The 24540-nt window shown below is 68.8% G+C and carries 25 protein-coding genes and 3 pseudogenes; 15 read left to right on the forward strand and 13 right to left on the reverse strand.

The window, feature by feature from the left end:
• Positions 1 to 19 precede the first annotated feature (19 nt).
• From Vqi01_RS17900 to Vqi01_RS17935, 8 genes are all read left to right on the forward strand, one after another.
• On the forward strand, positions 20 to 1261 hold the full coding sequence (locus tag Vqi01_RS17900) for an NAD(P)/FAD-dependent oxidoreductase (RefSeq protein WP_204035947.1): 1242 nt from the start codon (positions 20 to 22) through the stop codon (positions 1259 to 1261).
• A 72-nt stretch (positions 1262 to 1333) separates the two neighbouring features.
• Complete coding sequence (locus Vqi01_RS17905) at positions 1334 to 2365, forward strand: ketoacyl-ACP synthase III family protein (RefSeq protein ID WP_204035948.1); 1032 nt, start codon at positions 1334 to 1336, stop codon at positions 2363 to 2365.
• A 39-nt stretch (positions 2366 to 2404) separates the two neighbouring features.
• A complete protein-coding gene (locus tag Vqi01_RS17910; protein ID WP_204035949.1) occupies positions 2405 to 6205 on the forward strand; it encodes a type I polyketide synthase in 3801 nt (1266 codons plus the stop codon).
• A 30-nt stretch (positions 6206 to 6235) separates the two neighbouring features.
• Positions 6236 to 7306: a methyltransferase gene (locus Vqi01_RS17915; RefSeq protein ID WP_204035950.1), complete on the forward strand. Its 1071-nt coding sequence runs from the start codon at positions 6236 to 6238 to the stop codon at positions 7304 to 7306.
• Positions 7303 to 8247, forward strand: coding sequence for a formylglycine-generating enzyme family protein (locus tag Vqi01_RS17920; RefSeq protein ID WP_204035951.1), 945 nt, complete (start codon positions 7303 to 7305; stop codon positions 8245 to 8247). Before Vqi01_RS17915 ends, Vqi01_RS17920 begins: the two co-directional genes overlap by 4 nt.
• A 3-nt stretch (positions 8248 to 8250) precedes the next feature.
• A complete protein-coding gene (locus Vqi01_RS17925; protein ID WP_189046940.1) occupies positions 8251 to 8517 on the forward strand; it encodes a MoaD/ThiS family protein in 267 nt (88 codons plus the stop codon).
• Between the two features lie 53 nt (positions 8518 to 8570).
• Positions 8571 to 9995: an NDP-hexose 2,3-dehydratase family protein gene (locus tag Vqi01_RS17930; protein WP_204035952.1), complete on the forward strand. Its 1425-nt coding sequence runs from the start codon at positions 8571 to 8573 to the stop codon at positions 9993 to 9995.
• Complete coding sequence (locus tag Vqi01_RS17935) at positions 9992 to 11266, forward strand: cytochrome P450 (protein WP_204035953.1); 1275 nt, start codon at positions 9992 to 9994, stop codon at positions 11264 to 11266. The genes Vqi01_RS17930 and Vqi01_RS17935 overlap by 4 nt, the downstream gene beginning before the upstream one ends.
• A 107-nt stretch (positions 11267 to 11373) precedes the next feature.
• Here the strand turns inward: Vqi01_RS17935 and Vqi01_RS17940 are convergent, their stop codons facing one another.
• The 3 genes from Vqi01_RS17940 to Vqi01_RS17950 form a co-directional block, all read right to left on the reverse strand.
• On the reverse strand, positions 11374 to 11946 hold the full coding sequence (locus tag Vqi01_RS17940) for an SRPBCC family protein (protein ID WP_204035954.1): 573 nt from the start codon (positions 11944 to 11946) through the stop codon (positions 11374 to 11376).
• 176 nt (positions 11947 to 12122) lie between these two features.
• Entirely contained in the window at positions 12123 to 12680 is a 558-nt protein-coding gene (locus Vqi01_RS17945) for a copper resistance CopC family protein (protein ID WP_204035955.1), read from the reverse strand.
• A 10-nt stretch (positions 12681 to 12690) separates the two neighbouring features.
• Entirely contained in the window at positions 12691 to 13281 is a 591-nt protein-coding gene (locus tag Vqi01_RS17950; protein ID WP_239098473.1) for a hypothetical protein, read from the reverse strand.
• 169 nt (positions 13282 to 13450) lie between these two features.
• Between Vqi01_RS17950 and Vqi01_RS17955 the strand changes: the two genes are divergently transcribed.
• Complete coding sequence (locus Vqi01_RS17955; RefSeq protein ID WP_204035956.1) at positions 13451 to 14659, forward strand: macrolide family glycosyltransferase; 1209 nt, start codon at positions 13451 to 13453, stop codon at positions 14657 to 14659.
• A gap of 31 nt (positions 14660 to 14690) precedes the next feature.
• On the opposite strand, the gene Vqi01_RS17960 is transcribed toward Vqi01_RS17955, so the two are convergent.
• Both Vqi01_RS17960 and Vqi01_RS17965 read right to left on the reverse strand, forming a co-directional pair.
• Positions 14691 to 15095 (reverse strand): toxin-antitoxin system YwqK family antitoxin, encoded by a 405-nt coding sequence (locus Vqi01_RS17960; RefSeq protein WP_204035957.1) that lies wholly within the window; start codon positions 15093 to 15095, stop codon positions 14691 to 14693.
• Between the two features lie 10 nt (positions 15096 to 15105).
• Positions 15106 to 15348, reverse strand: a complete 243-nt coding sequence (locus tag Vqi01_RS17965; protein WP_204035971.1) for an ArsR/SmtB family transcription factor — start codon at positions 15346 to 15348, stop codon at positions 15106 to 15108.
• Positions 15349 to 15751: 403 nt separating this feature from the next.
• On the opposite strand from Vqi01_RS17965, the gene Vqi01_RS17970 reads away from it, so the two are divergent.
• Both Vqi01_RS17970 and Vqi01_RS17975 read left to right on the forward strand, forming a co-directional pair.
• Positions 15752 to 16144: a VOC family protein gene (locus tag Vqi01_RS17970; protein WP_204035958.1), complete on the forward strand. Its 393-nt coding sequence runs from the start codon at positions 15752 to 15754 to the stop codon at positions 16142 to 16144.
• Between the two features lie 118 nt (positions 16145 to 16262).
• On the forward strand, positions 16263 to 16382 hold the full coding sequence (locus Vqi01_RS17975; protein WP_204035972.1) for a 50S ribosomal protein L36: 120 nt from the start codon (positions 16263 to 16265) through the stop codon (positions 16380 to 16382).
• A 92-nt stretch (positions 16383 to 16474) separates the two neighbouring features.
• Here the strand turns inward: Vqi01_RS17975 and Vqi01_RS17980 are convergent, their stop codons facing one another.
• From Vqi01_RS17980 to Vqi01_RS17990, 3 genes are all read right to left on the reverse strand, one after another.
• On the reverse strand, positions 16475 to 16678 hold the full coding sequence (locus Vqi01_RS17980) for a hypothetical protein (protein ID WP_204035959.1): 204 nt from the start codon (positions 16676 to 16678) through the stop codon (positions 16475 to 16477).
• Positions 16679 to 17121: 443 nt separating this feature from the next.
• Positions 17122 to 17952: a TrmH family RNA methyltransferase gene (locus tag Vqi01_RS17985; RefSeq protein ID WP_204035973.1), complete on the reverse strand. Its 831-nt coding sequence runs from the start codon at positions 17950 to 17952 to the stop codon at positions 17122 to 17124.
• A gap of 40 nt (positions 17953 to 17992) precedes the next feature.
• Positions 17993 to 18805, reverse strand: coding sequence for a phytanoyl-CoA dioxygenase family protein (locus Vqi01_RS17990; protein WP_204035960.1), 813 nt, complete (start codon positions 18803 to 18805; stop codon positions 17993 to 17995).
• A 181-nt stretch (positions 18806 to 18986) separates the two neighbouring features.
• Between Vqi01_RS17990 and Vqi01_RS17995 the strand changes: the two genes are divergently transcribed.
• Both Vqi01_RS17995 and Vqi01_RS18000 read left to right on the forward strand, forming a co-directional pair.
• Positions 18987 to 19481: a GyrI-like domain-containing protein gene (locus Vqi01_RS17995; protein ID WP_204035961.1), complete on the forward strand. Its 495-nt coding sequence runs from the start codon at positions 18987 to 18989 to the stop codon at positions 19479 to 19481.
• Between the two features lie 198 nt (positions 19482 to 19679).
• The gene (locus Vqi01_RS18000) at positions 19680 to 20450 is read left to right on the forward strand and encodes an rRNA methyltransferase (RefSeq protein WP_204035962.1); all 771 of its coding nucleotides are present in this window, start codon (positions 19680 to 19682) and stop codon (positions 20448 to 20450) included.
• Between the two features lie 428 nt (positions 20451 to 20878).
• Here Vqi01_RS18000 and Vqi01_RS18005 read toward each other — a convergent pair whose 3' ends face one another.
• The 3 genes and pseudogenes from Vqi01_RS18005 to Vqi01_RS18010 all read right to left on the reverse strand — a co-directional run bounded on the left by Vqi01_RS18005 (position 20879) and on the right by Vqi01_RS18010 (position 22632).
• The gene (locus tag Vqi01_RS18005) at positions 20879 to 21268 is read right to left on the reverse strand and encodes a hypothetical protein (protein ID WP_204035963.1); all 390 of its coding nucleotides are present in this window, start codon (positions 21266 to 21268) and stop codon (positions 20879 to 20881) included.
• A gap of 642 nt (positions 21269 to 21910) precedes the next feature.
• A pseudogene (locus Vqi01_RS30815) lies at positions 21911 to 22057 on the reverse strand (IS5 family transposase); the annotation flags it as partial.
• 38 nt (positions 22058 to 22095) lie between these two features.
• Positions 22096 to 22632, reverse strand: coding sequence for a GNAT family N-acetyltransferase (locus tag Vqi01_RS18010; protein ID WP_204035964.1), 537 nt, complete (start codon positions 22630 to 22632; stop codon positions 22096 to 22098).
• A 153-nt stretch (positions 22633 to 22785) separates the two neighbouring features.
• Between Vqi01_RS18010 and Vqi01_RS18015 the strand changes: the two genes are divergently transcribed.
• Entirely contained in the window at positions 22786 to 23424 is a 639-nt protein-coding gene (locus Vqi01_RS18015) for a helix-turn-helix domain-containing protein (protein WP_204035965.1), read from the forward strand.
• A 64-nt stretch (positions 23425 to 23488) separates the two neighbouring features.
• A complete protein-coding gene (locus Vqi01_RS18020; protein ID WP_204035966.1) occupies positions 23489 to 23884 on the forward strand; it encodes a VOC family protein in 396 nt (131 codons plus the stop codon).
• Here Vqi01_RS18020 and Vqi01_RS18025 read toward each other — a convergent pair.
• Both Vqi01_RS18025 and Vqi01_RS30820 read right to left on the reverse strand, forming a co-directional pair.
• Positions 23873 to 24124 (reverse strand): annotated as a pseudogene (locus tag Vqi01_RS18025) (helix-turn-helix domain-containing protein); the annotation flags it as partial. The gene Vqi01_RS18020 and the pseudogene Vqi01_RS18025 sit on opposite strands and share 12 nt — an antisense overlap.
• Positions 24125 to 24364: 240 nt before the next feature.
• Positions 24365 to 24540 (reverse strand): annotated as a pseudogene (locus Vqi01_RS30820) (SAM-dependent methyltransferase); the annotation flags it as partial.

The following is a 24540-nucleotide window of genomic DNA, read 5'->3' on the forward strand; positions in this document are numbered from 1 at the left end:
AGCAGGAGGAGCAGGTGCCATGAGACAACTCGTTGCCGAGTACGACGTCATCGTCGTCGGTGGCGGCCCCGCGGGGGCGTGCACCGCCGGGCTTCTCGCGCTCGAGGGGCACCGGATCCTGTTGCTGGAGCGCGAGAAGTTTCCCCGCTACCACATCGGCGAGTCGCTGATCACCGGCATCATTCCGACGCTGACCGCGTTGGGGCTGCTCGACCGCATGGCCGAGCTGCGGTTCCAGGTCAAGTACGGCGGCAGTCTGCTGTGGGGCGAGAACCAGACCGAACCGTGGTCGTTCCGCTTCCGAGAGGTCCGTGGTGGCCGCTACGAGTACGCCTGGCAGGTCCGGCGCGCCGAGTTCGACGCGATGCTGCTGGACCGGGCGCGGGAACTGGGCGTGCAAGTCGTCGAGGGGGCGACCGTCCGGGACGTGCTGACCGACGGCGACCGGATCGCAGGCGTGCGCTATCAGCTCAAGGGCGAGTCGGACTCCGTACCGGCGCGGGCGACGATGGTGGTGGACGCCTCGGGCCAGCATCGCTGGTTGGGCCGCCGGCTCGGGCTGGTCGACTGGTACGACGACCTGCGCAACGTGGCCGTGTGGAGCTACTGGCAGGGTGGCCTGCGCTACCCGGGTGAGCACGAGGGTGACCTGCTGACCGAGAGCCGCCGGCAGGGCTGGCTCTGGTACCTGCCGCTGAGCCCGGAGCTGACCGGCATCGGCTACGTCACGACCAGCGACCTGCTGGTGTCCTCCGGGATGCCGCCGGAGCAGTTGCTGGAAAAGCAAATCGCGGAATCGTCCGAGGTCTCCTGGCTCACCGCGGGCGCGAAGCGGGTGGACATCTATCGCGCCGCGCGCGACTGGTCGTACGCCTGCCAGCAGTTCTCCGGCCCGGGCTGGGTCCTGGTCGGCGACGCGGCCGCGTTCATCGACCCGTTGCTCGCCTCCGGGGTGACCCTGGCCATGCGCGGCGCGAGCAGTGTCGCGAAGGCGATCCACGAGACGCTGACCGCACCGGACAAGGAACGGCACGTCATGAAGGACTACGAGGACCGGTACCGGGACTTCCTGGGCTCGCTGCTGGAGTTGGTCCGGTTCTTCTATGACGGCGCGCACGGCAAGGAGGAGCTGCACCTGCGAGCCCAGGCCATCGTTGATCCCGACCGCAGCCTGCCTCCCAAGATCTCCTTCGTGTCGCTGCTCTCCGGGCTGATCCGCGGGGACGAGAGCCTCGGCCCCGACGCGATCAACGAGCATTGACCCCAACATCAAGCGCTATATATTGTTAAAGTAGAAAATCCTGAAGATCGTTCGCCCCGAGGAGTGAACTCGATGCGCACCGCCGGAACGTACATTCGTGGAATCGGGGCCTACCTTCCTGAGACCGTGACCGTCGAACACGCCGTCGCCCAGGGCTGGTATCCCGAGGAGGACATCGAGACCCACAAGCTCGGCGGCGCCGCCGTCGCCGGAGACCTACCCGCGCCGGAGATGGCCCTCCGCGCCGCACAGGACGCCCTGAAAACCAGCGAGCTGAATCGTGGCGACATCGACCTGCTGCTCTACGCCGCCGCCTGGCACCAGGGCCCCGAAGGCTGGATCGCCCACGCGTACCTCCAGCACTACCTGCTCGGCGGCGTGCCCCGGGCGAGCGAGATCCGGCAGGGCTGCAACGGCATGTTCACCATGCTGGAACTGGCCGCGAGCTACCTCAAGGCCGTGCCCGAACGCACCGCCGCGATGCTGGTGGCCGCCGACAACTACGGGACCCCGCTGTTGGACCGCTGGCGGACCAACCTCGGGTTCATCCTCGGCGACGCCGCCTCGGCTGTGGTGCTGAGCACCGAGAGCGGCTTCGCCGAGCTGCTGTCGGTCTGCTCGATCACCGTGCCGGAGGCCGAGGAGGTCCACCGCGGCGGCGAGCCGCTGTTCCCGCCCGGCGCGACCCTCGGCAAGGATCTCGACTTCGGCGCGCGGCTCTTCTACCACATCACCGAGCAGACGCCCGTGCTCGCCGTGCTCGGCGAGGCCCAGGAGACCATGACGACCGTGGCCGAGCAGGCACTCTCCGAAGCCGGCATCGACACCACCGATCTGACCCGCGTCTCCTTCATGAACTACTCCCGTGAGGTGGTGGAGCAGCGCTGCATGGCACCACTCGGCCTCGGCATGGAGAAGTCCACCTTCGACTTCGGCCGCATGATCGGCCACTGCGGCGCCAGCGACCACCTCCTCGCCCTGCACCACCTGCTGCGTACCGGCGAGCTGACGGCCGGTGACCACATGCTCTGGCTCGCGATGGGCCCCGGCGTCGAGTTCACCGCAGCCGTGCTGCGCATCCTGCACACGCCCGACGGTCTGTGACCGGCCGGAAGCCGCCACCCGACCCACGGAGGTACGACGATGACCCGGGATGACCCTGCCGGCCGCCCCTTCCAGGTGGCCGTCGTCGGTGTCGGCTGCCGGCTGCCCGGCGACGTCGACAGCCCCGACGCCCTCTGGGAACTACTGCTCAAGGGCGGCCAGACCAGCGGAGAGATCCCCACCCAGCGCTGGCGGGCGTACCGCGAGCGAGGCCCGGAGTACGAGGCGGTCCTGCGGGAAACGGTCACCGCCGGCAGCTACCTCGACGACATCGCCGGCTTCGACGCCGAGTTCTTCGGCCTGACCCCCCGCGAGGCCGCCGAGATGGATCCGCAGCAACGGATCCTGCTGGAGGTCGGCTGGGAAGCCCTGGAACACGCCGGCCTGCCACCGACCGGGCTGGCCGGCAGCGACACCGGCGTCTTCATCGGAGTCAGCACCACCGACTACGGCGACCGGCTCCTGGAGGACCTGCCCACCGTCGAGGCGTGGACCGGCATCGGCGCGGCCACCTGCGCACTGGCCAACCGCATCTCGTACGCCCTGGACCTGCGCGGACCGAGTGTCGCCGTCGACACCGCCTGTTCGGCGTCGCTGGTCGCGGTCCACCTGGCCTGCCAGAGCCTGCTGCTCGGCGAGAGCACCGTCGCCCTGGCCGGCGGCGTCAACCTGGTGCTCGCGCCCGGACAGAACGTGTCGCTGAACGCCGCCGGCACGCTCGCGCCCGACGGGGTCAGCAAGTCCTTCGACCGCGACGCCGACGGCTACGGCCGAGGTGAGGGCTGCGGTGTCCTGGTGCTCAAGCGACTCGACGACGCGGTCCGGGACGGCGACCGGGTGCTGGCCGTGATCATCGGCAGCGCGGTCAACCAGGACGGACGCACCGACGGCATCATGGCGCCCTCCGGGGAGGCCCAGCAGCACGTCGTACGCCGCGCCTGCGCCCGCGCCGGCGTCACACCCGACAGCGTCGACTACGTGGAGGCACACGGCACCGGCACCCGACTGGGCGACCCGGTCGAGGCCGGCGCGCTCTCCGCGGTCTACGGCACCGGCCGGCCGCCGGAACGGCCCTGCCTGATCGGGTCCATCAAATCGAACATCGGCCACCTGGAGGGCGCGGCCGGCGTCGCCGGACTGATGAAGGCGATCCTCGCGCTGCACCGGGGCCAGATTCCCGGCACCCCGCTGCGCGGCCGGTCGATTCCCGCGGTCGATGGCGACGGCACGGGGTTGCGACTGGTCACCAGCCCGCTGCCCTGGCCCCGTCGGGACGGGCCTCGCCGGGCCGCCGTCTCCGGCTTCGGGTACGGCGGCACCATCGCCCACGTACTCCTGGAACAAGCCCCGCCCCTGCCGTCGACCGACACTGCGGACGACGACGAAGGTCAGCCCATGGTGCCGCTGTCCGCCCGCTCCGCCGCTGCCCTTCGGGCACAGGCCGGCCGGCTCGCCGACCGGCTCGCCGCCGACGACCGGGCGAGCCTGGCCGACATCCGGCACACCCTGGCACACCGACGCGCCCACCTGAGCCACCGCGCCGTGGTCACCGGCACCGACCGCGGCGACCTGACCGCCGCGCTGCGCCAACTCGCCGACGACCAGACAGACGCCGGCACCGTGTCCGGGGTCGCACCGGGCGGCCGCTCCGCGCGCCCGGTGTGGGTGTTCTCCGGGCACGGCTCGCACTGGGCCGGAATGGGCCGCGACCTGCTCAGCCACGAACCGGCGTTCGCCGCCGCGATCGACGAGATCGAACCGGTGGTCGCCGAGGAGGCGGGCTTCTCGCTCCGCACCGCCCTCGGCGCTACGGAACTGGGCGGCGTCGACCGGATCCAGATCCTGACCTTCGCCATGCACCTCGGTCTCGCCGCCCTGTGGCGGGCGTACGGGGTGCGACCGGCGGCGGTCATCGGCCACTCGGTCGGCGAGGTGGCCGCCGCCGTCACCGCCGGAATGCTGAGCCCGGTCGACGGTGCCCGACTGATCTGCCGTCGCTCCGCCCTGCTGCGCCGCGCCGCCGGGCGGGGCGCGATGGCCATGGTGACCCTGCCCTTCGCCGACGTCGCCGAACGGCTGGCCGGCCGGGCCAACCTGGTCGCGGCCATCGCCTCCGCCCCCGCCGCCACGGTGGTCTCCGGCGACATCGGCGCAGTGGACGAGATCATCGAGCAGTGGCCGGCGGACCGGATCGCCGTTCGCCGGGTGCAGTCCGATGTGGCCTTCCACAGCCCGCACATGGACCCGCTCGTCGACGAGTTGCGCGCCGCGGTGCTCGACCTGGCCCGGGCGCCGGCCGTGGTGCCGATGTACTCGACGGTGCTCGACGACCCATGCGCGACGCCCACATGCGACGGTGACTACTGGGCGGCCAACCTCCGTCGCCCGGTACGCCTGGTCCAGGCGGTCGAGGCCGCCCTCGCCGACGGACATCGCGTCTTCCTTGAGATCTCCGCGCACCCGGTGGTCGCCCACTCGCTGCGGGAGACCGCCGACCACGCCGACATCGCCGACGTGTACATCGGCACCACCTTGCGGCGGCACGCCCCCGGCCACCGCACCATGGCGGCGGCAGTCGCCGGGGCGTACTGCCACGGGGTCGAGGTCGACTGGACGCGCCGCTACCCGCAGGGCCGGCTCGTCGACCTGCCCCACTACGCCTGGCAGCACCGCCAGCACTGGCGTGAGCCCGAGCCATCGGGCAGCGCAGGTGGGCACGACATCGGGTCGCACACGCTGCTCGGCACCCCGACCAGTGTGGCCGGCAGCGAGCTACGCCTCTGGCACACCGTGCTCACCGACGCCACCCGCCCGTACCCGGGCAGCCATCAGGTGCAGGGCGCGGAACTCGTGCCGGCGGCGGTGTTCGTCGCCACGTTCCTCGCCGCCGCCGACCGCGAAGGTGCTCCCGTGGCGTTGCGGGAGCTGTCGATGCGGGTCCCGCTCGCCACCCACCTGCGCCAGGAGATCCAGGTGGTCGACGACGAAGGCCAACTGCGGCTCGCCTCCCGACCGGCCAACGGCGACCCGGCACCGTGGCTGACCCATGCCACCGCCCTGGCCGTGCCGGCGACCGGCCCGGTCGACGGCGCCGTGGCCACACCGCCGGCCGGCGGTGTGGTCGCCGACGTCGGTCTGATCGGAGCCCACCTGACCGCCGTGGGAGTGCCGGCCACTGCCTTCCCCTGGACGGTGGACCGTCTGATCATCGCCAAAGGCGGCCTGCGGGCGCGGGTCCGCTTCCCGGAGGCGGCCGGCGGCTGGGCGGCGATCGTCGACGCGGCCGTCTCCATCGCACCGGTCGTCTTCCCCGGTCCGCCCCGACTGCGCCTGGTCGACGGCGCCGAGTGGGTCGAGATGGCCGGCGCACCGCCGATGGTCGCGGTGATCGACGTGATTCGCGACGCCGCCCGCGAGGACACCGCCTCGGCCCTGGTCAGCGCGCCCGACGGCACGATCGTCGCGCAGCTCGCCGGCTTGCGCTACCCGGTGGTGCCGGACGCTCCGGACGTACCGACCGACCAGTCCGGAGCGTCCGGCGGGTCGCTGTCCGCGATGGACCCGGACGAATTGCGCGAACGCCTGATCGACGAGGTGCGCGCCGCGATCGCCGCAGAGATGAAACTCCCCGTCGAGTCACTGGACCCGCGCCTGCCCCTCGTGCAGCAGGGCATGGACTCGGTGATGACCGTCATCGTGCGGCGGCGGCTGGAGAAGACGTACCGCCAGGTGCTGCCGGCCTCGCTGTTCTGGCAGCAACCGACCATCACGGCGATCGCGGCCGAACTGACCGAGTTGATCGCCGCCCCGCCGCAGCCGGCCGGGGCGGCCGCCCGCTGACCCACCGGACGCGCCCCACCGGAGGACCGCATGGCACCGACCACGAGCAATCCCCAGCCCGGGCTGCGGCACCGGATGCAACACCTGGTCTACGGGTTCTTCACCGCCCAGACGCTGCACGTCGCCGCCCGGCTGCGGATACCGGACCTGCTCGCCGACGGCAAGGCCGACGTCGCCGCGCTGGCCGAGGCCACCGACACACACGCACCGTCGCTGCGACGGTTACTGCGGGCGCTGGTGTTCCTGGAGGTGCTGGAGGAGCCGGAGCCCGGCATCTTCGTCCTCACCGAACAGGGCGAGTTGTTGCGGTCGGACGCCATCGGATCGATGCGGGAACTGGTGCTGCTGCTCTCCGGGCCGGAGAGCTGGGCCGCCTGGGGGCAGCTCGAACACAGCGTCCGCACCGGCGAGGTGGCCTGGGAGCATGCGCACGGGCAGAGCTGTTTCGCCTACCTCGCCGCGAACCCCCGGCGGCAGGCGGCGTTCAACGCGGCCATGGCGGAGGGATCCCGGGCGTTCGTGCCGACGTTGTTGTCCGCGTACGACTTCTCCGACCTGGAAACCGTGGTGGACGTCGGCGGTGGCAGTGGGGATCTGCTCGCCGGGGTCCTCGCCGCGCACCCGCGGCTGCGGGGGACGGTCTTCGACACCCCCGACGGCGTGGCCGACGCCGCGCGCACGCTCGCCGCGCAGGGCGTGGCCGACCGGTGCGAGGTCCGGGCCGGGGACTTCTTCCGGTCGGTGCCGTCGGGCGCGGACGCCTACCTGCTCAAGAGCGTCCTGCACGACTGGGACGACGACCAGTGCGTGGCAGTGCTGCATACCGTCCACCGAGCGACCCGGCCGGACAGCCGGATCCTGCTCGTGGAGTCCGTCATGCCACCGACCGTCAGCACCAGCCCGAGCGTCGCTCAGGTGGTCATGAACGACCTGAACATGATGGTGTGCCACGGCGGGCGGGAACGCACCGTGGCCGAGTTCCGGGAGCTGCTGCGCGCGGCGGGTTTCCAGCTGGAGTCCGTCGCACCCTGCCCGGCACCGAGCGTGATGTGTGTGCTGGAGGCGACGCCGGTGCCAGTGCCGAACGGAACGCAGCCATGACCAGCATGGGTGACCTGCACACCACCGGGCCCACCGCCCCGCCGGCCCACGCCAAAATGGTTCGCATTCCCGGTGGCACCTTCCTCCAGGGTTCGCCGGAGCGGACGTTGGACTGGCTGGAGGCCGAGGGGCAGGCCTTCCCCCGGGACTGGTTCACCGACGAGACGCCGCAGCGACCGGTGACCCTGCGCGACTACCTCATCGACCGGTACCCGGTGACCGTCGCCGAGTTCGCCGACTTCGTCGCCCGCACCGGGTACGTGACCTCGGCCGAGCGGGCCGGCGGCAGCATGGTCTACAGCGACTATTGGGAAATCCGCGAGGGCGCGTGTTGGCACCGTCCTGCCGGCTACGGCAGTGGCGTCCGCAACCGCGGCGAGCACCCGGTCGTGCACATCTCGTACCCCGACGCCGAGGCATACGCGACGTGGGCGGGCAAGCGGCTACCGACCGAGTCGGAGTGGGAACGGGCGGCGACCGGGCGGGCGTACCGGCTCTGGCCCTGGGGCGACACCTGGGACCCGACCCGGGCCAACACCGCCGAGTGGACCGGCGGCAGCCTCCGCGGGCTCGACGAGTGGCGGCAGTGGTGGTCGAGGATCCACAACGCGCAGGGGCCGGTGCCGCAGACCACACCGGTTGGCGCGTTCTCACCGCACGGCGACAGCCCCGACGGCTGCGCCGACATGACGGGCAACGTGTACGAGTGGACCTCCACCACCGCCCACCTGTACGCGCCCGAGACCCGCTGCGACCCCACCATCCACCTGGTGATGGGCCGGTTCCGGGCGATCCGGGGCGGCTCCTGGATGAACTTCCGCTACCAGGTCCGGTGCGCGGAGCGGCTCTACGGAGATCCCACCGGCTGGTCCAACTTCGCCCTCGGCTTCCGCTGCGCCGACGACCCACCCGAGTCCGGCGCCGAACACCACGGGAGGTAGCAAATGGTCACGGTGCTGCTGTCGGCGGGCTGGGCCCACCGCGGGCAGAAGACGTTCGCGTGCCACGAAGGCACCGTCCGCGACGTCATCCGGGAGTTCGTCGAGTCCTACCCGCACTACCGGCGCCGGCTGCTCGACGACGACGGTGAGCCGCTGACCTACTACAACGTCTACCTCGACGGCGACCTCGTCAAGGCCACCGACCGATCCAGGGTTGCCGCCCCCGCCGACAGCACGGTGGCCATCGTTCCGCCTCTGGCCGGGGGGTGACCCTTCGGCCGGTCGGGTCGCCGTCACCCACCAGGTCAACCTTTGGAGTAGTCATGGTCCTGCCGCACACAGAAGCCCGACCTCGTCCGGGGCACACCGACCGGGACCACCTCGTCGCCCGGCTGGCCCGATCGGCACGACACCGCCCGCGTCCGGTCGCCGACCTGGAGGCCTGGCTGGACGCGCGGGCGCGGGCCAACCCCTTCGAGATCACCGAGGTGCCGTTCGCCGAGCTGACCGGGTGGTCGTTCGCGCCGCACAGCGGTGATCTGGTGCATGACAGCGGCCGGTTCTTCAGTGTCGAGGGCCTGCACGTACGCACCGACGGTGGGCCGGTCGACGAATGGTGGCAGCCGATCATCCACCAGCCGGACCGGGCCATCCTCGGCATCCTGGCCCGTGAGATCGACGGCGTGCTGCACTTCCTTCTTCAAGCCAAGATGGAGCCGGGCAACATCAACGGCATCCAGTTCTCCCCCACCGTGCAGTCCACCCCCAGCAACTACTTGCGGACACACCGAGGAGCACGATCCCGATACGTGGAGTACTTCCTGGAACCCGGGCGTGGACGAGTGCTGGTGGACGTGCTCCAGTCGGAGCAGGGCTCGTGGTTCCGCGGCAAGCGCAACCGCAACATCCTCGTCGAGGTGACCGACGACATCGAACCGCACCCGGACTACGTGTGGCTCACCCTCGGCCAGATCCACGACCTGCTGCACCGACCCAACCTGGTCAACATGGACGCCCGTACCGTGCTGTCCTGCCTGCCCGGCCACGCGGTCGCGGCCGACCCCGCCGATTCGGGCATCGCCGCCGCCGTAGCGCGCTCCTCGCTGGCTGACGACGACGCGGCGTGGCAGCCGTTGCTCCAGGTCCGCAACTGGTTGACCGCCAACAAGGCCGGCCGGACCCTGGTGGCTCACCAGGTGCCACTGCGGCAGGTACGCGACTGGCACCGCGGCGATGTCGACATCCGGCACCGCTCCGGCCGGTTCTTCCGGATCGTCGGGCGTGCCGTGCGGGCCAGTAACCGGGAGGTGACCCAGTGGCGGCAGCCACTCCTGGCCCCCTGCGGCACCGGTCTGGTCGCCTTCGTCGTCCGGCGTCTCGGCGGCGTCCTGCACGTGCTCGCCCACGCCGACCTACGACCCGGCTACCGGGACATCGTGGAGCTGGGCCCGACTGTGCAGTGCACTCCAAACAACTTCACCGGCGCAAACCGCCCTGCCTACCTGGACCTCGTCTGCTCCGACCAGGTCCAGGTGCACTACGACGTCCTCCAGTCCGAGGAGGGTGGACGGTTCCACCACGCGGTGACGCGGCACCTGGTGGTGGAGGTGGGCCCGGAGTTCCCGGCCACGACCCCACCGGACTTCACCTGGGTGACCCTGCGCCAGCTCACCGCCATGACCGCGTTCAGCTACCAGGTCAACATCGAGGCGCGTAGCCTGCTGCTCTGCCTGCGGGCGCTGGCATGAGTGGGTACCAGAATCCGCCGACCGGCGACCACCCCGGCGCGTCGGGGTCGTCCGGGCCGACCGATCCGGGCATCGACGCGTTTCCGCTGCCTCGGCGCTGCCCCTTCAGCCCACCTGCCGAGTACGCGCGACTACGCGCCGAGCACCCGGTCGTCCGACTGCCGATGCTCGGCGGTGACACGGCCTGGGTGGTCTCCCGGCACGCTGACGTCCGGCACGTGCTCAGCAATCCCCGGATGAGCGCGGACCGACGTCGACCCGGCTTCCCGAAGTTCGCGCCGACCACGGAAAGCCAGCGGCAGGCGTCGTTCGCGAACTTCCGTCCACCGATGAACTGGCTGGACCCGCCGGAGCATGCCATCGTCCGGCGACAGATCATCGACGAGTTCTCCGTGCGCCGGGTCCGGCAGTTACGGGCGATGGTCGAACGGGTGGTCGACACCCATCTCGACGCGTTGGCCGCCGCCGCACCCGGTGCCGACCTGGTGTCGGCGTTCGCCTACCCGGTGCCATCACAGGTGATCTGTGAGGTGCTCGGCGTGCCCTACGGCGAGCACGAGTTCTTCGAACAACGTTCGACGCTGATGTTCCGCCGGAGCGCGCCGGCCGACGAACGCGCCCGCTGCGCCCGGGAGATCCGCGACCTTCTCGACGTGGTGGTTACAGACAAGGAGCGCCGTCCCGGCGACGACCTGCTCAGCCGGCTGCTGTACCGGCAGCGCGGTGCCGGTGGTGTGGACCACGAGGCCGTGGTCAGCATGGCTTTCGTGCTGCTGGTCGCCGGGCACGTCACCACCTCCAACATGATCGCGTTGAGCGTGCTGGCCCTGCTCACTCATCCGGCCCGGCTGGCCCGGCTACGCGCCGAGCCGGAGCGGTTCCCGGCCGCCGTGGAGGAACTGCTGCGGTATTTCACCGTGGTCGAGGCGGCGACGGCCCGCACCGCCACCGCCGATGTCACGATCGGCGGGGTGACCATCAGGGCCGGCGAGGGGGTGGTGGCGCTGGGGCAAGCAGCGAACCGTGATCCGGCGGTGTTCGAAGACGCCGACGAGTTCGACCCGGACCGGGACGCCCGTGCACACCTCGCCTTCGGCTACGGCCGGCACGTCTGCCCAGGTCAGCATCTCGCTCGGTTGGAACTGGAGGTCGCACTCAGCCGCCTGTTCCGGCGGCTGCCCGGCCTAAGGCTGACGGCGGAGGTCTCAGACCTGCCCCTCAAGGAGGACAGCAACATCTTCGGGTTGTACGCCCTACCGGTCGCCTGGTGATCCGAGCGGGTATCGGGCGACCCCGGCGGCTTCGAGCTGGCCAGTCCGTGTCCGGGCCCCGTTCCGCAGCGGCCCGCAGCGTACTCACGGCATCGGGAAGTGCCCGGTCAGGGCCGTCCGGTGACCAACTTCTCCCACACGCCGCCGATCCGATCGGCCGTCGCCGTGGCCGCCGCCATCTGCTCGGGTCCGGCGGCGGCGATCCAGTCGACCGCCCGTCCCTCGGGCAGTTCGCCGGCCAGGTAGTCCCTCAAGGCCAGCAGACCCATCTCCCAGCCCGCGCCCAGCCCCCAGACGCCGGGACCGGCGTTCGGCACGATGTCCGCCGGCACCGGAGCGTGCTCCAGCTCCAGCACGGTGGACTCGCCGTCCGGGGTGAGCCGTAGCTGCACCTCGCTGCTGCCACCGCCCGACTCCCAGGTCAGGCCGATCAGGCGGGGGCGCTCGCACCGGCGGATCTCGCCGCCGGCGTTGCCCTCCAACTGGAAACGCCCACCGGCCCGGAGGTCACCGGCGATGGGCAGGAACCAGCGCACCAGGCGCTGCGGGTCGGTGATGGCGTCCCACACCTCCTCAGGGGAGGCGTCGTAGCTGCGCCGGAGCACCAGGATGCTCATGCCGTTCGGGTGTTCCCGCAACTCGCGGTCGGTGTCCTGGAGCCCGTCGAAGATCCTGCTCATTGCCCTCGTGGCCTTCCTGCGGGTGCATCCTCACACCGGATTCGATCCGGCGACACCCGAGGACCTTAGCAGCCAGAACTCACGCAATGTCCCATCTGTACCGGGGCGACGTCACGAGTCGTGCCGGCCCGCCTGGGCACAGCAGAACGCGGCGGCGGATGCCCGGCGGCGGAACGTCAGGCGACGTCACGCGTCCGGCGGCGCAGGAGCAGCACCACCACGACGAGCAGCACGAGGCCGTCCAGCGCGAGCAGGGCGGCACCCATCGGGTCCACCCCGTGGGTGTGGGCCGCGTCGTCGGTCGTGTCCGCCGGCGCGGCGGGCGCCGCAGCGTCTGAAGAGCCGACGGTGAAGCGGGCGATACCCGAGACGGTACCCCCGTTGGCGGTCACCACGTGGTAGGCCACCGCGAGTTGACCGGGCCGGGTCACGGCGATGTGCTGCCGCAGACCGTCGTCGGCGTCGAGCACGACCGACCCGACGTTCAACCGGATCCCATCGGCGTCGTAGACCACGATGTGCGAGCGACCGGGGTCGGGCTCACCGGCGACCCGGATGCGTACCGTGGTCGGCTGGTCCGGCAGGACCGCTCCATCGGCCGGTTCCATCGCGAGCACCTCGACCGCCCGCCCCGCTTCCGCGTCGGTGCCGGCCCGGCCGACCAGCATCAGCACGGCCACCAGCGCCGCCAGGCAGATGGCGGCGCCGGCGTAGATGCGACCGGTGGTGGACATCCCAACCCGATCAGCGCCCGGCGACTGCGGCCGGCTGACGCGGGTTGACCAGGCGACCGGCGCACGAGCAGCGCATGGCCGCCCTCTCGGTCGCGTTGGGACGCAGGTGCAGGTACATCGCGAGCAGCATCGGGATGAAGACGACCGAGTTGTAGAACAGGTGCAGTTCCACCCGGGGCACCACCAGTTGCAGGATGCTGACCGGCCCTTCCTCGCCGGCGATCCGGAAACTGCTGTTCGCCTGGATCAGCAACAGCGCGTGCTCGATGTGGTGCCAGAACTGCAGGGCGAGGGCCACCGTCCACCACGCCTTCGCGCGGCCGGTGAAGCCCGGCCGCAGCAGAAAGAGCCCGACCAACATCAGGATGGCGTACCCGTAGTGCATCCACTCGGAGCTGACCAGCCAGGGGAACGGCATCCCCAGCACGCCGCGTGCCTCCGGCCGCGCCCAACCGAGCACCCAGATCTGGTAGGCCTGCACGAGGTGTTCCGCCCAGTGCGCCACCACCACCACCATATAGATCGCAAGCGCGATCCGGTGGTATCGGTCGTTCAGGGGTGAGATCAGGCCGGACGATCTGGTTCCCGCGGCAGGTGTCATGAGTCCTCTACTCCACACTGGAAGCCCTGTACAACCACCTTAGGGGCCTTGTCGTCGGCGCGTGTCTCTGAGCTTGCCGTCTATGTCCAGGACAGTTTCAAGGGCTGGTCCGCCCGGCGCGGCAGCTATATACATTGAAAGCTCATCGTCGGATCGCGGGAGTGAGCAGATGCACCAGCGGCACATTCTCTTCGCCAACGTCCAGGGACACGGACACATCTACCCCTCGCTCGGCCTGGTGAGCGAGTTGGTTCGGCGTGGCCACCGGATCAGCTACGTCACCACCCCGCTCTTCGCCGACGTCGTGACCGCGGCCGGCGCCACCGTGGTGCCGTACAAGTCCGAGTTCGACACTTTCCACGTACCCGACGCCGTCACCAAGGCGGACGCGGAAACCCAGTTGCACCTGGTGTACGTCCGGGAGAACGAGGCGATCCTGCGCGCCGCCGAAGACGGGCTCGGCGACGACATCCCAGATCTCGTGGTCTACGACGTCTTCCCGTTCATCGCCGGCCGATTGCTGGCGACCCGGTGGCGTCGTCCGGCCGTCCGCCTCAGCGCCGGTTTCACCGCCAACGAGCACTACTCCTTCTTCGAGGAACTGTGGAAGAGCCACGGTCAGCGCCACCCCGCGGACGTGCCGGAGGTCAACCGCGTGATCGTCGATCTGCTCGCCCGCTACGGGGTGCACACCCCGGTCCGACAATTCTGGAACGAGATCGAGGACCTCAACATCACGTTCCTGCCGAGGTCCTTCCAGCCCTTCTCGGAAACCTTCGACGACGACCGTTTCGCCTTCGTCGGGCCGACGCTGACCGATCGGCCGGTACGCACCGGCTGGCAGCCCCCCACTCCGGACACTCCGGTGATCCTGGTGTCACTCGGCAACCAGTTCAACGAACATCCCGAGTTCTTCCGGACCTGCGCCGAGGCGTTCGCCGGCACCCGGTGGCAGACGGTGCTGGCGATCGGCACCTTCCTCGACCCCACCGTTCTGGAGCCATTGCCGCCGAACGCGGAGGCCCATCCGTGGATCCCGTTCCACGAGGTCCTGCCGCACGCGGACGCCTGCGTCACCCACGGTACGACCGGTGCCGTGCTGGAATCCCTGGCAGCCGGCGTACCGCTGGTCCTGGTGCCGCACTTCGCGACCGAGGCCGCACCGTCGGCGCGCCGCGTCGTCGAGCTGGGGCTCGGCTACGAACTGACGCCGGAGCAGGTCGAGCCGGCGACCATCCGGGCTACCGTGCAACGGTTCCACGACGACACGGCGCTGCGCGAGCGGGTCGATCGGATGCGACACGAGATCCTGACGGCCGGTGGCCCGCCGGCGGCAGCCGACCGGATCGAGACGTACCTGGACCAGTCCCGGGGATGATCAGGCCCACCGCCCCGCGCGATACCGACCGTCAGCGGCGGGCGCGGTGGGTCACCGTGCGTTTCACCGTGCCGTCAGGGTTGAAGGTCGTCCACTCACCGACCTTCTTGTCGCTGTCGTAGTCACCCCGGTCGATCATGTCACCGGCGGCGTTCCACCTCGTCCAGGTGCCGTGCTTGCTTCCGTGGTCGAATCCACCCCGCTGCATGATTCCGCCGGACGAGCGATACCACACCCACTCGCCGTGCACGGTCCCGTTGTCGAAGCCACCCTCCGCGCGCAACCTGCCGTCGGCGAAGAAGTGCCGCCAGGTGCCCTGCCGCTCGCCCTCGACATACTCGCCAACCATCACACCGCCGTGCGGGTCCGGGTCGGTCCAGAGGCCGATCTTGCGGCCCTGCGCGTCCTTCTCGTCCGGGGTCGGTGGGGTACTCACGTGCGTTCTCCTATTCGCTCAATGGCCACCGCTCGATGATCGAGCGCAGTGGTGCGGTGTCGAGATGATGGATCTTGGTGCGGCCGACCCGTTCGGACCAGACCAGGCCAGCCTGTTCCAGTACGGCCAGGTGCTGGGAGATCGCCTGTCGGGTCGAGGTGGTGCCATGCTCGGCGAACAAGCGGTTATGGATCTCGAACAGGCTCAGCCCGTCGGCGCGGGCGAGCTCGTCCATGATCCGCCGCCGCGTCATGTCGGCCAGCGCTCGGTAGAGCACCTGCACCCGTCAACCATAGGTAATCCGACACTTGCCTATCAAGGCTTCGTCTTCTCGCATCCTGCGCCATCGCGGGCGCGCTCTGTCGATTGCGTCCACGGTGCCGGGTCCTCGTCACCTCGCCATCAGCCTGGTGGTCGGCATCCGGGCAGACGCCGGGCTGACAGGCCAGCGCACAGTCCCGGCCCGCTCGCACCGCCAACAGCCGATTTCCGCGTCCAGCATCAGCTTGACCTTCAACCTGTGCCGCCTGGCCCGGCCTCAAAATCTCCGTCAGGCCAGCAGGCGAACCAGCATGGCGGCCAGCTCGCACCCGTTCCCGTGCGGATGCGCCAAGAAGCCAACGCTGCGGCGATCCGACCCCGTGTACGCTGCCGCGATGCAGATCGACTTGGTCGCCCTGATCGTTGACGAGTACGACCCTGCGATCACGTTCTTCACCGACGTACTCGACTTTGACCTCGTCGAGAACTCCCCATCGCTGACCAACGACGGGCGACCCAAGCGGTGGGTCGTCGTCCGGCCGCCGGGTGCCCAGACCGGGATTCTGCTCGCCCGCGCAGACGGAGAACACCAACGCGCTGCCGTCGGTAACCAGGCAGCCGGCCGAGTCGGATTCTTCCTCCGCGTCGACGACTTCGACGCCGCATACCTGCGCATGGGGCAGGCTGGTGTCACCTTCGTCCGGGAACCACGCACCGAATCCTATGGCCGAGTCGCGGTCTTTCTCGACATCGCCGGCAACCGGTGGGACCTCCTCGGCGCCACCTGACGTCGCCGCACATGCATTCCAATGCGGGTAGTCGGACCCGATAGTAGGCCTGCTTCGGCTCGGCGTGCCGGCCTACGGTTACGTGCTGGGGACGGAGGGACGATAGGTCAGAAGCTCGCTGCGGGCGTTGACGCGGAAGATGAACTCGGTCGTGGCCCGCCGCCGGGGCAAGGTTTTCGTGATCAACAAGAAGGATCCCCGCCAGGGAGGCACGGCAGGGTTGACGTTCGCTCGCTGAACCCGCCCGATTGTTGTGGGGCGCGGCGCTGAGCAGCAGTTTGGCCGGTGCCGGCCACGGTGAGTGCCGCTCCGCGGGCTCTGAGCCGACGGTCAACGAGGCCGGGCATCAGGGGCGTTGTCGACCTCGCCGTACTCGACTCCGGAAGCCGGGTTGACGACAGTCCCGTCCTCGGCACCCGGGCCGTAGTCGTCGGGGTTACGATCCGCCGCCTCCTGCGCGGCGCTGCGACTCTTCGGCGGTTGACGGTCCTGATCGTGGCCATATGCCGTCGTGTTGTCCACCGGCTGGCTCATCGCCGCTCTCCTTTCCTGGCCCGTGCCAGTACCGGCAGTTCAAGGCTGGCTCCTGGCTCGGACATCCCGCCATGTCCTTGCCCGTCATCAGGGCCTCGAAACCCGGTAACCACCTGCTCCGGATCGTCCGTCTGCTGCACGCCGGCGCGAACCGGTTGATCGCCGCCTCGGCCGTATTCGGTCACCCTGACGGCGTCGCCGCCAGCCTCAGCGCCCTGCTGAGCACACCGCGCCCACCCCGGTGCCCGAAAAAGGCAACCCACCAGTGGTTACCGTGCATCTCCTCGATCCCAAGGACCGCCACGCCGCCCGTGCGGTGACGCAGCTACGCGCCTACGCCTTCCTGCAACGCTTCCAACGCCGCCAACACCGCATGATGCTGCCTCGCGACAAACACTTGCCGTACCACAATTCGGTGAGGTGGCATTGCGGCCATCAGTCCGCTACCGCCGGGCAGCAGCGGCCCGCTGCCGTGCCGATTCGTACAGCACGACGGTCGCAGCGGCCGCCGCGTTCAGGGAGCTGGCCGCCCCGAACATCGGAATCCGGACAAGCTGGTCGCAGGCCTCACGCCAGCCGGAGCTGAGACCAGTGGTCTCATTGCCGATCAAGATCAGCGTAGGTTGCCTGAAGTCGTAATCGGCGACATCCAGCGTGCCCAGTTCGTCGGTTCCCACAACGCTCACGCCGATGCCGCCGGCGCGGACGTCAACGACCCAGGACAGCACGGTCTGGCGTGTGGGCACTCGGACCACGGGCAGAGCGAACAGCGAGCCGGTGCTCGCCCGGACTGCCTTCGGGTCATACGCATCGGCGGCGTGGCCGGTGATGATGACGCCGGAGGCGCCGAAGGCGTCTGCGGACCGGACGAGAGTCCCGATGTTGCCGGGGCTGGTCGGCCGATCGAACACGACAGTGAGCATGCTCGGTCCGGCCGGAATACGGCACAGGTCGTCCTCCGGCAGCGCGACCACGGCCAGCAACTCTGGAACGGTGTCCGCCTTACCTCCCAGCTCGTGCATCAGGTCACGGGAGACGGCGATTTTCTCGGCCCGGACCGTTTCCAGCAATTCGCGTGCCCAGCCAGACAGCGCAACGCTCGTGTCATACAGCAGCTCTTGGATCTGCCAGCCGTGTTCGATGGCCATGGCAATCGGACGCACGCCCTGCACGAGGAACGTGCGGCTACGCTGCCGCTTGGTCCGATTACGCAGGAGAGCCTCCCACTGCTGGAATCGAGCGTTGCGACCACTCACCCGCAGAACCACCCTTATCCCCGCCTCTGTCGCATCACCCACGCCACGCCTGGCGCGCCTACCCGGCATTGTCGTCGGCGCCTACCCCGTCCAGGGCGGGAGGGTCCTGATCAAGACCCCAACGGATCGCGATCTCTACGGGTGAGTACGCGCCGTCGGCGCGCTCCAATTCGTACGGTGCTGCCGGCATCAGCGGCGGCTGAGCCATGAAGCGCGGCCGTGTCCCGTGGTGCGGTTGCGCCGCGTGCACCAGGAACGGATGGCACAGAAAAACGTCGCCCGGGGACCCGGTGGCGAGGGCGAGTGGCCGGTGGCTGGATGCCGCCACCAGGTCGGGCGCCAGGTCCAGCCCGCTCGCCCCGTTCTCCCCGTACTTCGCCAGCACCTTCGGCACGTCGAGGTGTGAGCCGACCCGGATCCGGGTCGGGGCGTCCTCCTCACCGACCTCGCTGAACAGGAACAGCATCAGCAGCGCCCGGTCACGGGAGCGCACATTCGTGAAGTACCAACTCTCGCCCTCCGGCAGATAGCTGCCCTCAATGTGCCAGCCCGCGTCGTTCGGCTCCTCCTGATGCGGGAAGCGCAGCGGGAACGTGCCCAGCGAGTAGCGCGGCTCCCAGCGTCCCGCGCCGACGAGCAGGTCGTACGCGTGATGGAGGAACGGGGAGTTGGGTGCGGCGGCGAACGGCCCCTGCGCCATGCCCGCCACCCAGTGCACCGGTTGTGTCCACGTCGCTGGGTCGTCCGGGTCGCAGCCCGTCTCTCGCCACAGCAGCCGCGCGCAGTCCGCGGCCACCCGCGGCGCGACGGCACCCGCCAACTTGACGAAGCCCTCGCGAAGAAAGCGGGAGACCAATGTCGTGTCATCCATAGCCCCAGGATGCGGCGTCATCGATCCTGCGCACCCGACTCTTCCCGTGCAGCTTCTATCGGGTGTGTTGCATCAGCGCCGCCGAACAATCGGGTCGGAGGAACAACGGTCAGCCGCGACCGGCACACCGTAGATCACCCCCCAGCTCAGGTTCCGCCTACCTGTCGAAGGGAGCGAACACATGGATACTCGCATCGTCGACCATCCCGCGTTCCGGCTCGTGGGGCACGCTGCTCGCGTTCCTTTGATCCACCAAGGCATCAACCCGTACATCCAACAGCACATCGCCGCACTGCCGGCCGAGGAGCACCTGCGCTTGAAGGCGCTCGGCAACGCTGAGCCGAGCGGCCTGCTCGCGGTCAGCGACGACCTCGACGCCGACTACGACGAGGGCAGCGAGCTGACCTACCTGCACGGGGTCGCCGTGTCCCCCAGCACGCCGATCCCGGGCGACCTCGACATCATCGAGGTCCCGGCCGGCAGTTGGGTGGTCCTCCGGACTGCGGGGCCGCATCCGCAGACCCTTCAGAATGCCTGGACCACAGCCGCAGCCGCATGGTTTCCCTTCAATCCGTGGCGGCTGCGGCCAGGCCCGGAGATCGTTGCGATGCTCGATCCCACGAACGACCTCAGGATCGCGACCTGCGAGCTCTGGCTGCCCGTCGAACCGGCGTAGCGACCTGGGGAGTAGCTGCGGGCGGATCATGCAGCTCGTCCAGGCCGGCTTCGCGGCGTCCGGCAATCCCACGGCTGCTACTCGGTCGGCGGCCACCAGCTGTGGCGCCGCCGCAAGAACGCCGCGAGCAGCCTCGTCGGAGAGCGAAGCAGAGTTCGACGTTTTCGGCGCGGGCAGTAGTGACTACTCGGAGGTGTGATGACCTATCGGTTTGTGACGGAGCGACATGACTACTCTGACCTGGCCAGCGGGGCGGTGCTGCGTTCGGCACCGGGCCATCCGGGCTTTCCCGTCCGCCTCGCATCAGAGGTGTTCCTCCGCGCGTGGCACGCCCTGGGACAACCCCGGCCTCTGACCGTATGGGATCCCTGCTGTGGCAGCGGGTACCTGCTCACCGTGTTGGGTCTGCTGCATCGGGACAAAATCGCGGGACTTGTCGCCTCGGACATCGCCGATGGCCCGCTCCGGCTTGCACGAGCGAACCTTGCTCTCCTGTCCGCCGAGGGCATGCGGAAACGGACAGCCGAGCTGGAAGACATGGCGCACCGCTTCGGCCGGCCCTCCCACGGGGAATCCGCCGAGGCTGCGCGGCGCCTGCAAGAGTTGCTTGCCCAGGGTGGCGGAGACCTCCCTTATGTGGTCGGACGGGCCGACATCCTCGACCACCAGCAGGTGGCCGCATTCTTGGCCGCGTTACCACCGCCGAGGCTCGTGTTGACCGACATGCCGTACGGCGAACAGACCTCATGGCTGGGTTCACGTCAGGAGAAAGGCATTCCAGGCCTGCTAGGGACACTCGCGTCGGCGCTCCCCGCCGACACCATGGTCGCGTTGACGACGCGAGGACGCCGCGTCGGGCTGCCAGAAGGTGTCCATGCAACGGCGCGGTTCAAGATCGGAACGCGGGCGACTGTGATAGTTCGTCTCGGGCACCTTCAATCCGCGGTGGCCGGCACGTCCGAACGGTAGCGCCCTCTCAACCCGTCTTGACGATGGCGGCGGCGCCACGGAAAGCCACCACGGCTCGTAGCCAACGCCAAGCGCCGCCGAGACACTTCCCGAGCCAAGAACGGCTGAGCGCAGGCTTGCCGCCGCCGGGCCATGCCGTAGAACCGAGCCAGCCCCGACCTCGGCACCGCCGTCCTCAGCGGGCAGATCTGCTGTTCCAGCAGCTGAGCAGTCTGATCAGCGAGAGCCTCAAAAAGTAGTTCGGCGAACTAGTGCCGGGCACCCGGCTGACGCCTCGACGCCCCGGCGTGTGTTGCGCGCTCGCAGCCGTATATTTTGCCTCATTCCTTAGGCGATGAGCGAAGCGACGACGCAGTTTATCGCGACCAGGACGGGCCGGTTCCGTCAGGGTCGTCCGTGTCCAGAAAAACCGGCCCCGAGTTGATACGTCATAAACCCGACCGCAGCGGCAATGCCCAAATGTCAATTACTTCGTATTTTACTGCGCCACCAACTGCTCGGTCTGCCTCTGGGGACGTGAAGGGAGCCAAGAGCGAGGCGAGCAACTCCTTTGCCGTCTTTTCATCGTCGGACGAAACGATCGCCTCGATCGTGATCGAGTTATCGGTTGCGTCTGTTTCGGTGGCGAGATTTGCGACGGCACCGTCTTCTTCGGCTTCGAGTAGGGCTTCCAGGATGCGGTTGGCCTCTTGGCGAAGCCACACTGCGAGCGGTTGCACGTCACGTCGATCGGCTGGCGCGACCCGCAAGGCGATCCGGACCCGCATGACAATCCCCCGTCCCTCTTTTCCGGCCAACAGCGAAGCTTCTGCGCCCACGCCAACAACTGTTCGCCGTAGTCCTTCGGGCGACTGGGCCTGAAATGCGCCTGCCGGGAGTGCTCTTTGCATGGGCAGATGACATCGTAAAGCTTGGCCTTGACTTCGAACGTGAAGCCGCGTTCGTGGAGCAACCGGAGCACCTCCCTCACTTCGGGACAGGGATGCATCGGGTACGTCGCCGGGGGTGTCATTGTCAGTCTCCATCGACTTGAGGGTTACCTCGTCGATAACGAGACGAGCTCACCGATAGTTATGCGCATCGTAACAACACCTCACTAGTGACGCTTCGGTTAACGCATTTCGACTAGGTTCATGGAATTCCACGCAATGTTGGTGGACGCGCATGGATTACGACGGACAACCTGTCCGACGCAGCCGGCCGAGTCGGAGATCCGACAGCGTCGGGAATATTCACCTTTCGCACGCTTCGAGAGATCTCGAGTGCCAGCGATGCCATCGATCCCAAACGGCACACCCCTCGCTCTGCACAGGAGTCCGCTTCGTTGCGAAGAGCGCAGCCGCTGGTCAGTGGCGATGCGCGGGCGTGCGGAGAAGCGCGCGTGACGGAGCGGCGCGGTTGGAACTGCCTGCGAGACATCCAACTTCCAGACGTGGAGACGTCGTCGACCTGACCGCAGGGCGCTGGTCGGCCTTGATCGGGATGGTGGCCTTGATACCGCGTCGACCCAGGTGGTCACGGTTGACCTTTGAGCTGTACGCCTTGTCGGCCAGGACCCGATCGGGCCGGGTGCGGGGCCGCCCACCACCGGCACGGGGAACCCGGATTAACCCAACCCGACTAGATCAGGACACCGAAGCCGCAATTATCGATTGGGTGACGACGGTGTGGCGGTGTGGCGGTAGCGGACCTCGGCCAAGGGGAAACCTCGAGAGTCATCTATCTTCTTCGATCCGTCGGCACGCCATCCACCAGCCTCATAGAAGCATCGAGCGCGTCCGTTCGTCTCCAACACCCACAGGATGATTTCTCGGTAGCCGGCCTCCGCCAGCCGGCGCATGCCCGCCTTCATCAGCAGCCGGCCGGCGCCTTGACCCCAGAACCTCGGCAAGAGGTAGACAGCTTGAATCTCCCCCACCAGTTGCGGATCCGTGTCTGCGTCCCGGCTCGGCGAGACGTTGATCAACCCGATCACGCCGTCACGCTCGTGCTCCAGCACCAGGGTGCCGGCCGGTGCGTGATCCTGCTGGAGCCGCTGCCGCCATCCCTGCCGGCGACGGGACGGATCCAACTGGTCGAGATACTCCTGGGGGACCTGCCCACGGTACGCCTCCTGCCAGGCGCGTACATGGACCACAGCCAGTGCATCGGCGTCCCGCACGGTCGCGCCTCGGACGATCACCCACGACATCATGCCAGGATCGGTTAGGCATTCGCATGTGCATTGACCTTGGCAGGACCGACCGTTCGCCCTACCTGGGCGTCTGTCACGCAACGTGGCGCCCGGTCGGCGGCAGATCCGTATGCTGCGAGGTCCCCGGACTACATTGCGACGATGAATGTCGCTGGACGTACGCTCACCCCCGCCGTGCAGAAGGCGTTGACGTACTGGCCCGGAATCACGCACACGCAGAGGCCGAAGCCGGTCGACCTCGCGGTCCTGCCGCCGTTCTTCAACGACCTGCTGGCTGAACTTCCGTGGTGGAACAGCAACTGGCAGGTCACGCAGGTCGAGGCGGCTTACCCCCGCGAGGTCGCCAGCAACCACGACCGGCAGAAGAACGCGTTTACCGAGGTTTCGGTGCCGGGCACGCTCGGAAGCCGCGCGGGGCAGACGTTGCCGTTCCTCGGACGCGTCCGGTTCGAGGGCAGCCGGCTGCTGCGCTTCCAGGCGAAGATCGCGGACACGATCATCGGGCCCGCACTCGCGAAGGCCGGTGCCCCGGAGCCGCATCCATTCGGCGCTGTGCTGTGCAAGCTCATGGACAACCGGGGCGTTTCGGTGAAGGAACTCGCCCTGCGGACCGCCCGCGCGATGTCGACGATCAACGCAGCGCGAACAGGGTGGCACAATCCGCACCCTGTCCTGGTTGGTGAGATAGCAGGCGCACTGGGCGTACCGGCGGCGGACCTGGCCGCGATCGCTGGCGTCGATGCACCACCCGGCGTGCCAGGGGACGAATGGCCGACGTAGTGTGGTTGGCCGGTGTCCGATTCGTTCAAGACCCCTGCGGCAACATGCTCCTATGGTCGGAGTCATGGCACCCACCTTCAACGCGATCGGCCTTGCTGTGGCCGACATGGCAGCGTCTCTCTCCTTCTATCGACGGCTGGGCCTGGAGTTTCCGGCCGGTGCCGACCAGGAGGCGCATGTCGAAACGGCGGTCGTGGGCGGTATCCGTCTCATGTGGGATACGCACGCCTCGTTGCAGTCCTTCGATCCGGGTTACCAGCCGGCACAGCCCTCCGGTGGCTGGGCTTTTCTCTGCTCTGATGCCGCCGAGGTGGACCGATGCCACGCCGACCTGGCCGCCGCCGGATACTCGTCGGTCAAAGCGCCCTGGGACGCACCGTGGGGGCAGCGTTATGCACAGGTGCGCGATCCGGACGGCAACGTCGTGGACCTTTTCGCCTGGTCCCAGTCACCGCAGTAAAGCGCTCAGCGGCACGGCGGCCATCGCTCGCACCTCACGTGCGAGGTGGGCCTGGTCGGCGTAGCCCGCCTCGGCCGCCACTGTCGCGAGCGACTGACCGGACCGAGCCAACGCGAGAGCCCGCTGCAGCCGCAAGATCCGGTGCAGAGTCTTCGGCCCGTAACCGAACGCGGTGTTGCAGCGCCGCTGCAACTGCCGGGAGCTCAAACCACACCGCACGGCGACCAACCCGACCGGCAATCGTTCCTCGTACACACCCTCGACCCTCCCACGCGGACACGACAACTCATGACCGTCCCGTCCTCACACAAGGTCCGACCAACTCCTCTGGTGCGCGCCGGATCCGCTCCGCAGAACCGCGGCGGCTCACATTCGACAAGCGCTCTGCGGCAGATCCGGACGTCGGGTGTGTTCGCCCATTGGCCAGGGTTCGTCGAGGTTGCCCTGCTCGCGCAGCAGCATGGCCACGCGAAAGTACGACTACGCGGTTGCCGGGTTGGTCTTGCGGACCAGCATGTAGCCGTACGAGGGCTCTCCTTCCTCGGGCGGGGTGCTGCCCTGAAAAACCAGGGCAAACCCGGCAGCGACGAAGCGGTCCTCCATCTCTCGACCCGAAAGCCAGTAGCGATCGAAATCGATGCCGAGGCTGCCGACGC

It is taken from the genome of Micromonospora qiuiae (genome assembly GCF_016863555.1).
Classification (GTDB): domain Bacteria; phylum Actinomycetota; class Actinomycetes; order Mycobacteriales; family Micromonosporaceae; genus Micromonospora; species Micromonospora qiuiae.

Coding starts and splice junctions, on each gene's coding strand:
- Vqi01_RS17945 (WP_204035955.1), bottom strand. CDS start 12,680: ATGTCCACCACCGGTCGCATCTACGCCGGCGCCGCCATCTGCCTGGCG.
- Vqi01_RS17940 (WP_204035954.1), bottom strand. CDS start 11,946: ATGAGCAGGATCTTCGACGGGCTCCAGGACACCGACCGCGAGTTGCGG.
- Vqi01_RS17920 (WP_204035951.1), top strand. CDS start 7,303: ATGACCAGCATGGGTGACCTGCACACCACCGGGCCCACCGCCCCGCCG.
- Vqi01_RS17930 (WP_204035952.1), top strand. CDS start 8,571: ATGGTCCTGCCGCACACAGAAGCCCGACCTCGTCCGGGGCACACCGAC.
- Vqi01_RS17970 (WP_204035958.1), top strand. CDS start 15,752: ATGCAGATCGACTTGGTCGCCCTGATCGTTGACGAGTACGACCCTGCG.
- Vqi01_RS17950 (WP_239098473.1), bottom strand. CDS start 13,281: ATGACACCTGCCGCGGGAACCAGATCGTCCGGCCTGATCTCACCCCTG.
- Vqi01_RS17910 (WP_204035949.1), top strand. CDS start 2,405: ATGACCCGGGATGACCCTGCCGGCCGCCCCTTCCAGGTGGCCGTCGTC.
- Vqi01_RS17980 (WP_204035959.1), bottom strand. CDS start 16,678: ATGAGCCAGCCGGTGGACAACACGACGGCATATGGCCACGATCAGGAC.
- Vqi01_RS17905 (WP_204035948.1), top strand. CDS start 1,334: ATGCGCACCGCCGGAACGTACATTCGTGGAATCGGGGCCTACCTTCCT.
- Vqi01_RS17935 (WP_204035953.1), top strand. CDS start 9,992: ATGAGTGGGTACCAGAATCCGCCGACCGGCGACCACCCCGGCGCGTCG.
- Vqi01_RS17900 (WP_204035947.1), top strand. CDS start 20: ATGAGACAACTCGTTGCCGAGTACGACGTCATCGTCGTCGGTGGCGGC.
- Vqi01_RS17925 (WP_189046940.1), top strand. CDS start 8,251: ATGGTCACGGTGCTGCTGTCGGCGGGCTGGGCCCACCGCGGGCAGAAG.
- Vqi01_RS17995 (WP_204035961.1), top strand. CDS start 18,987: ATGGATACTCGCATCGTCGACCATCCCGCGTTCCGGCTCGTGGGGCAC.
- Vqi01_RS18000 (WP_204035962.1), top strand. CDS start 19,680: ATGACCTATCGGTTTGTGACGGAGCGACATGACTACTCTGACCTGGCC.
- Vqi01_RS17915 (WP_204035950.1), top strand. CDS start 6,236: ATGGCACCGACCACGAGCAATCCCCAGCCCGGGCTGCGGCACCGGATG.
- Vqi01_RS17955 (WP_204035956.1), top strand. CDS start 13,451: ATGCACCAGCGGCACATTCTCTTCGCCAACGTCCAGGGACACGGACAC.
- Vqi01_RS18015 (WP_204035965.1), top strand. CDS start 22,786: ATGAATGTCGCTGGACGTACGCTCACCCCCGCCGTGCAGAAGGCGTTG.
- Vqi01_RS18020 (WP_204035966.1), top strand. CDS start 23,489: ATGGCACCCACCTTCAACGCGATCGGCCTTGCTGTGGCCGACATGGCA.
- Vqi01_RS17965 (WP_204035971.1), bottom strand. CDS start 15,348: ATGACGCGGCGGCGGATCATGGACGAGCTCGCCCGCGCCGACGGGCTG.
- Vqi01_RS17990 (WP_204035960.1), bottom strand. CDS start 18,805: ATGGATGACACGACATTGGTCTCCCGCTTTCTTCGCGAGGGCTTCGTC.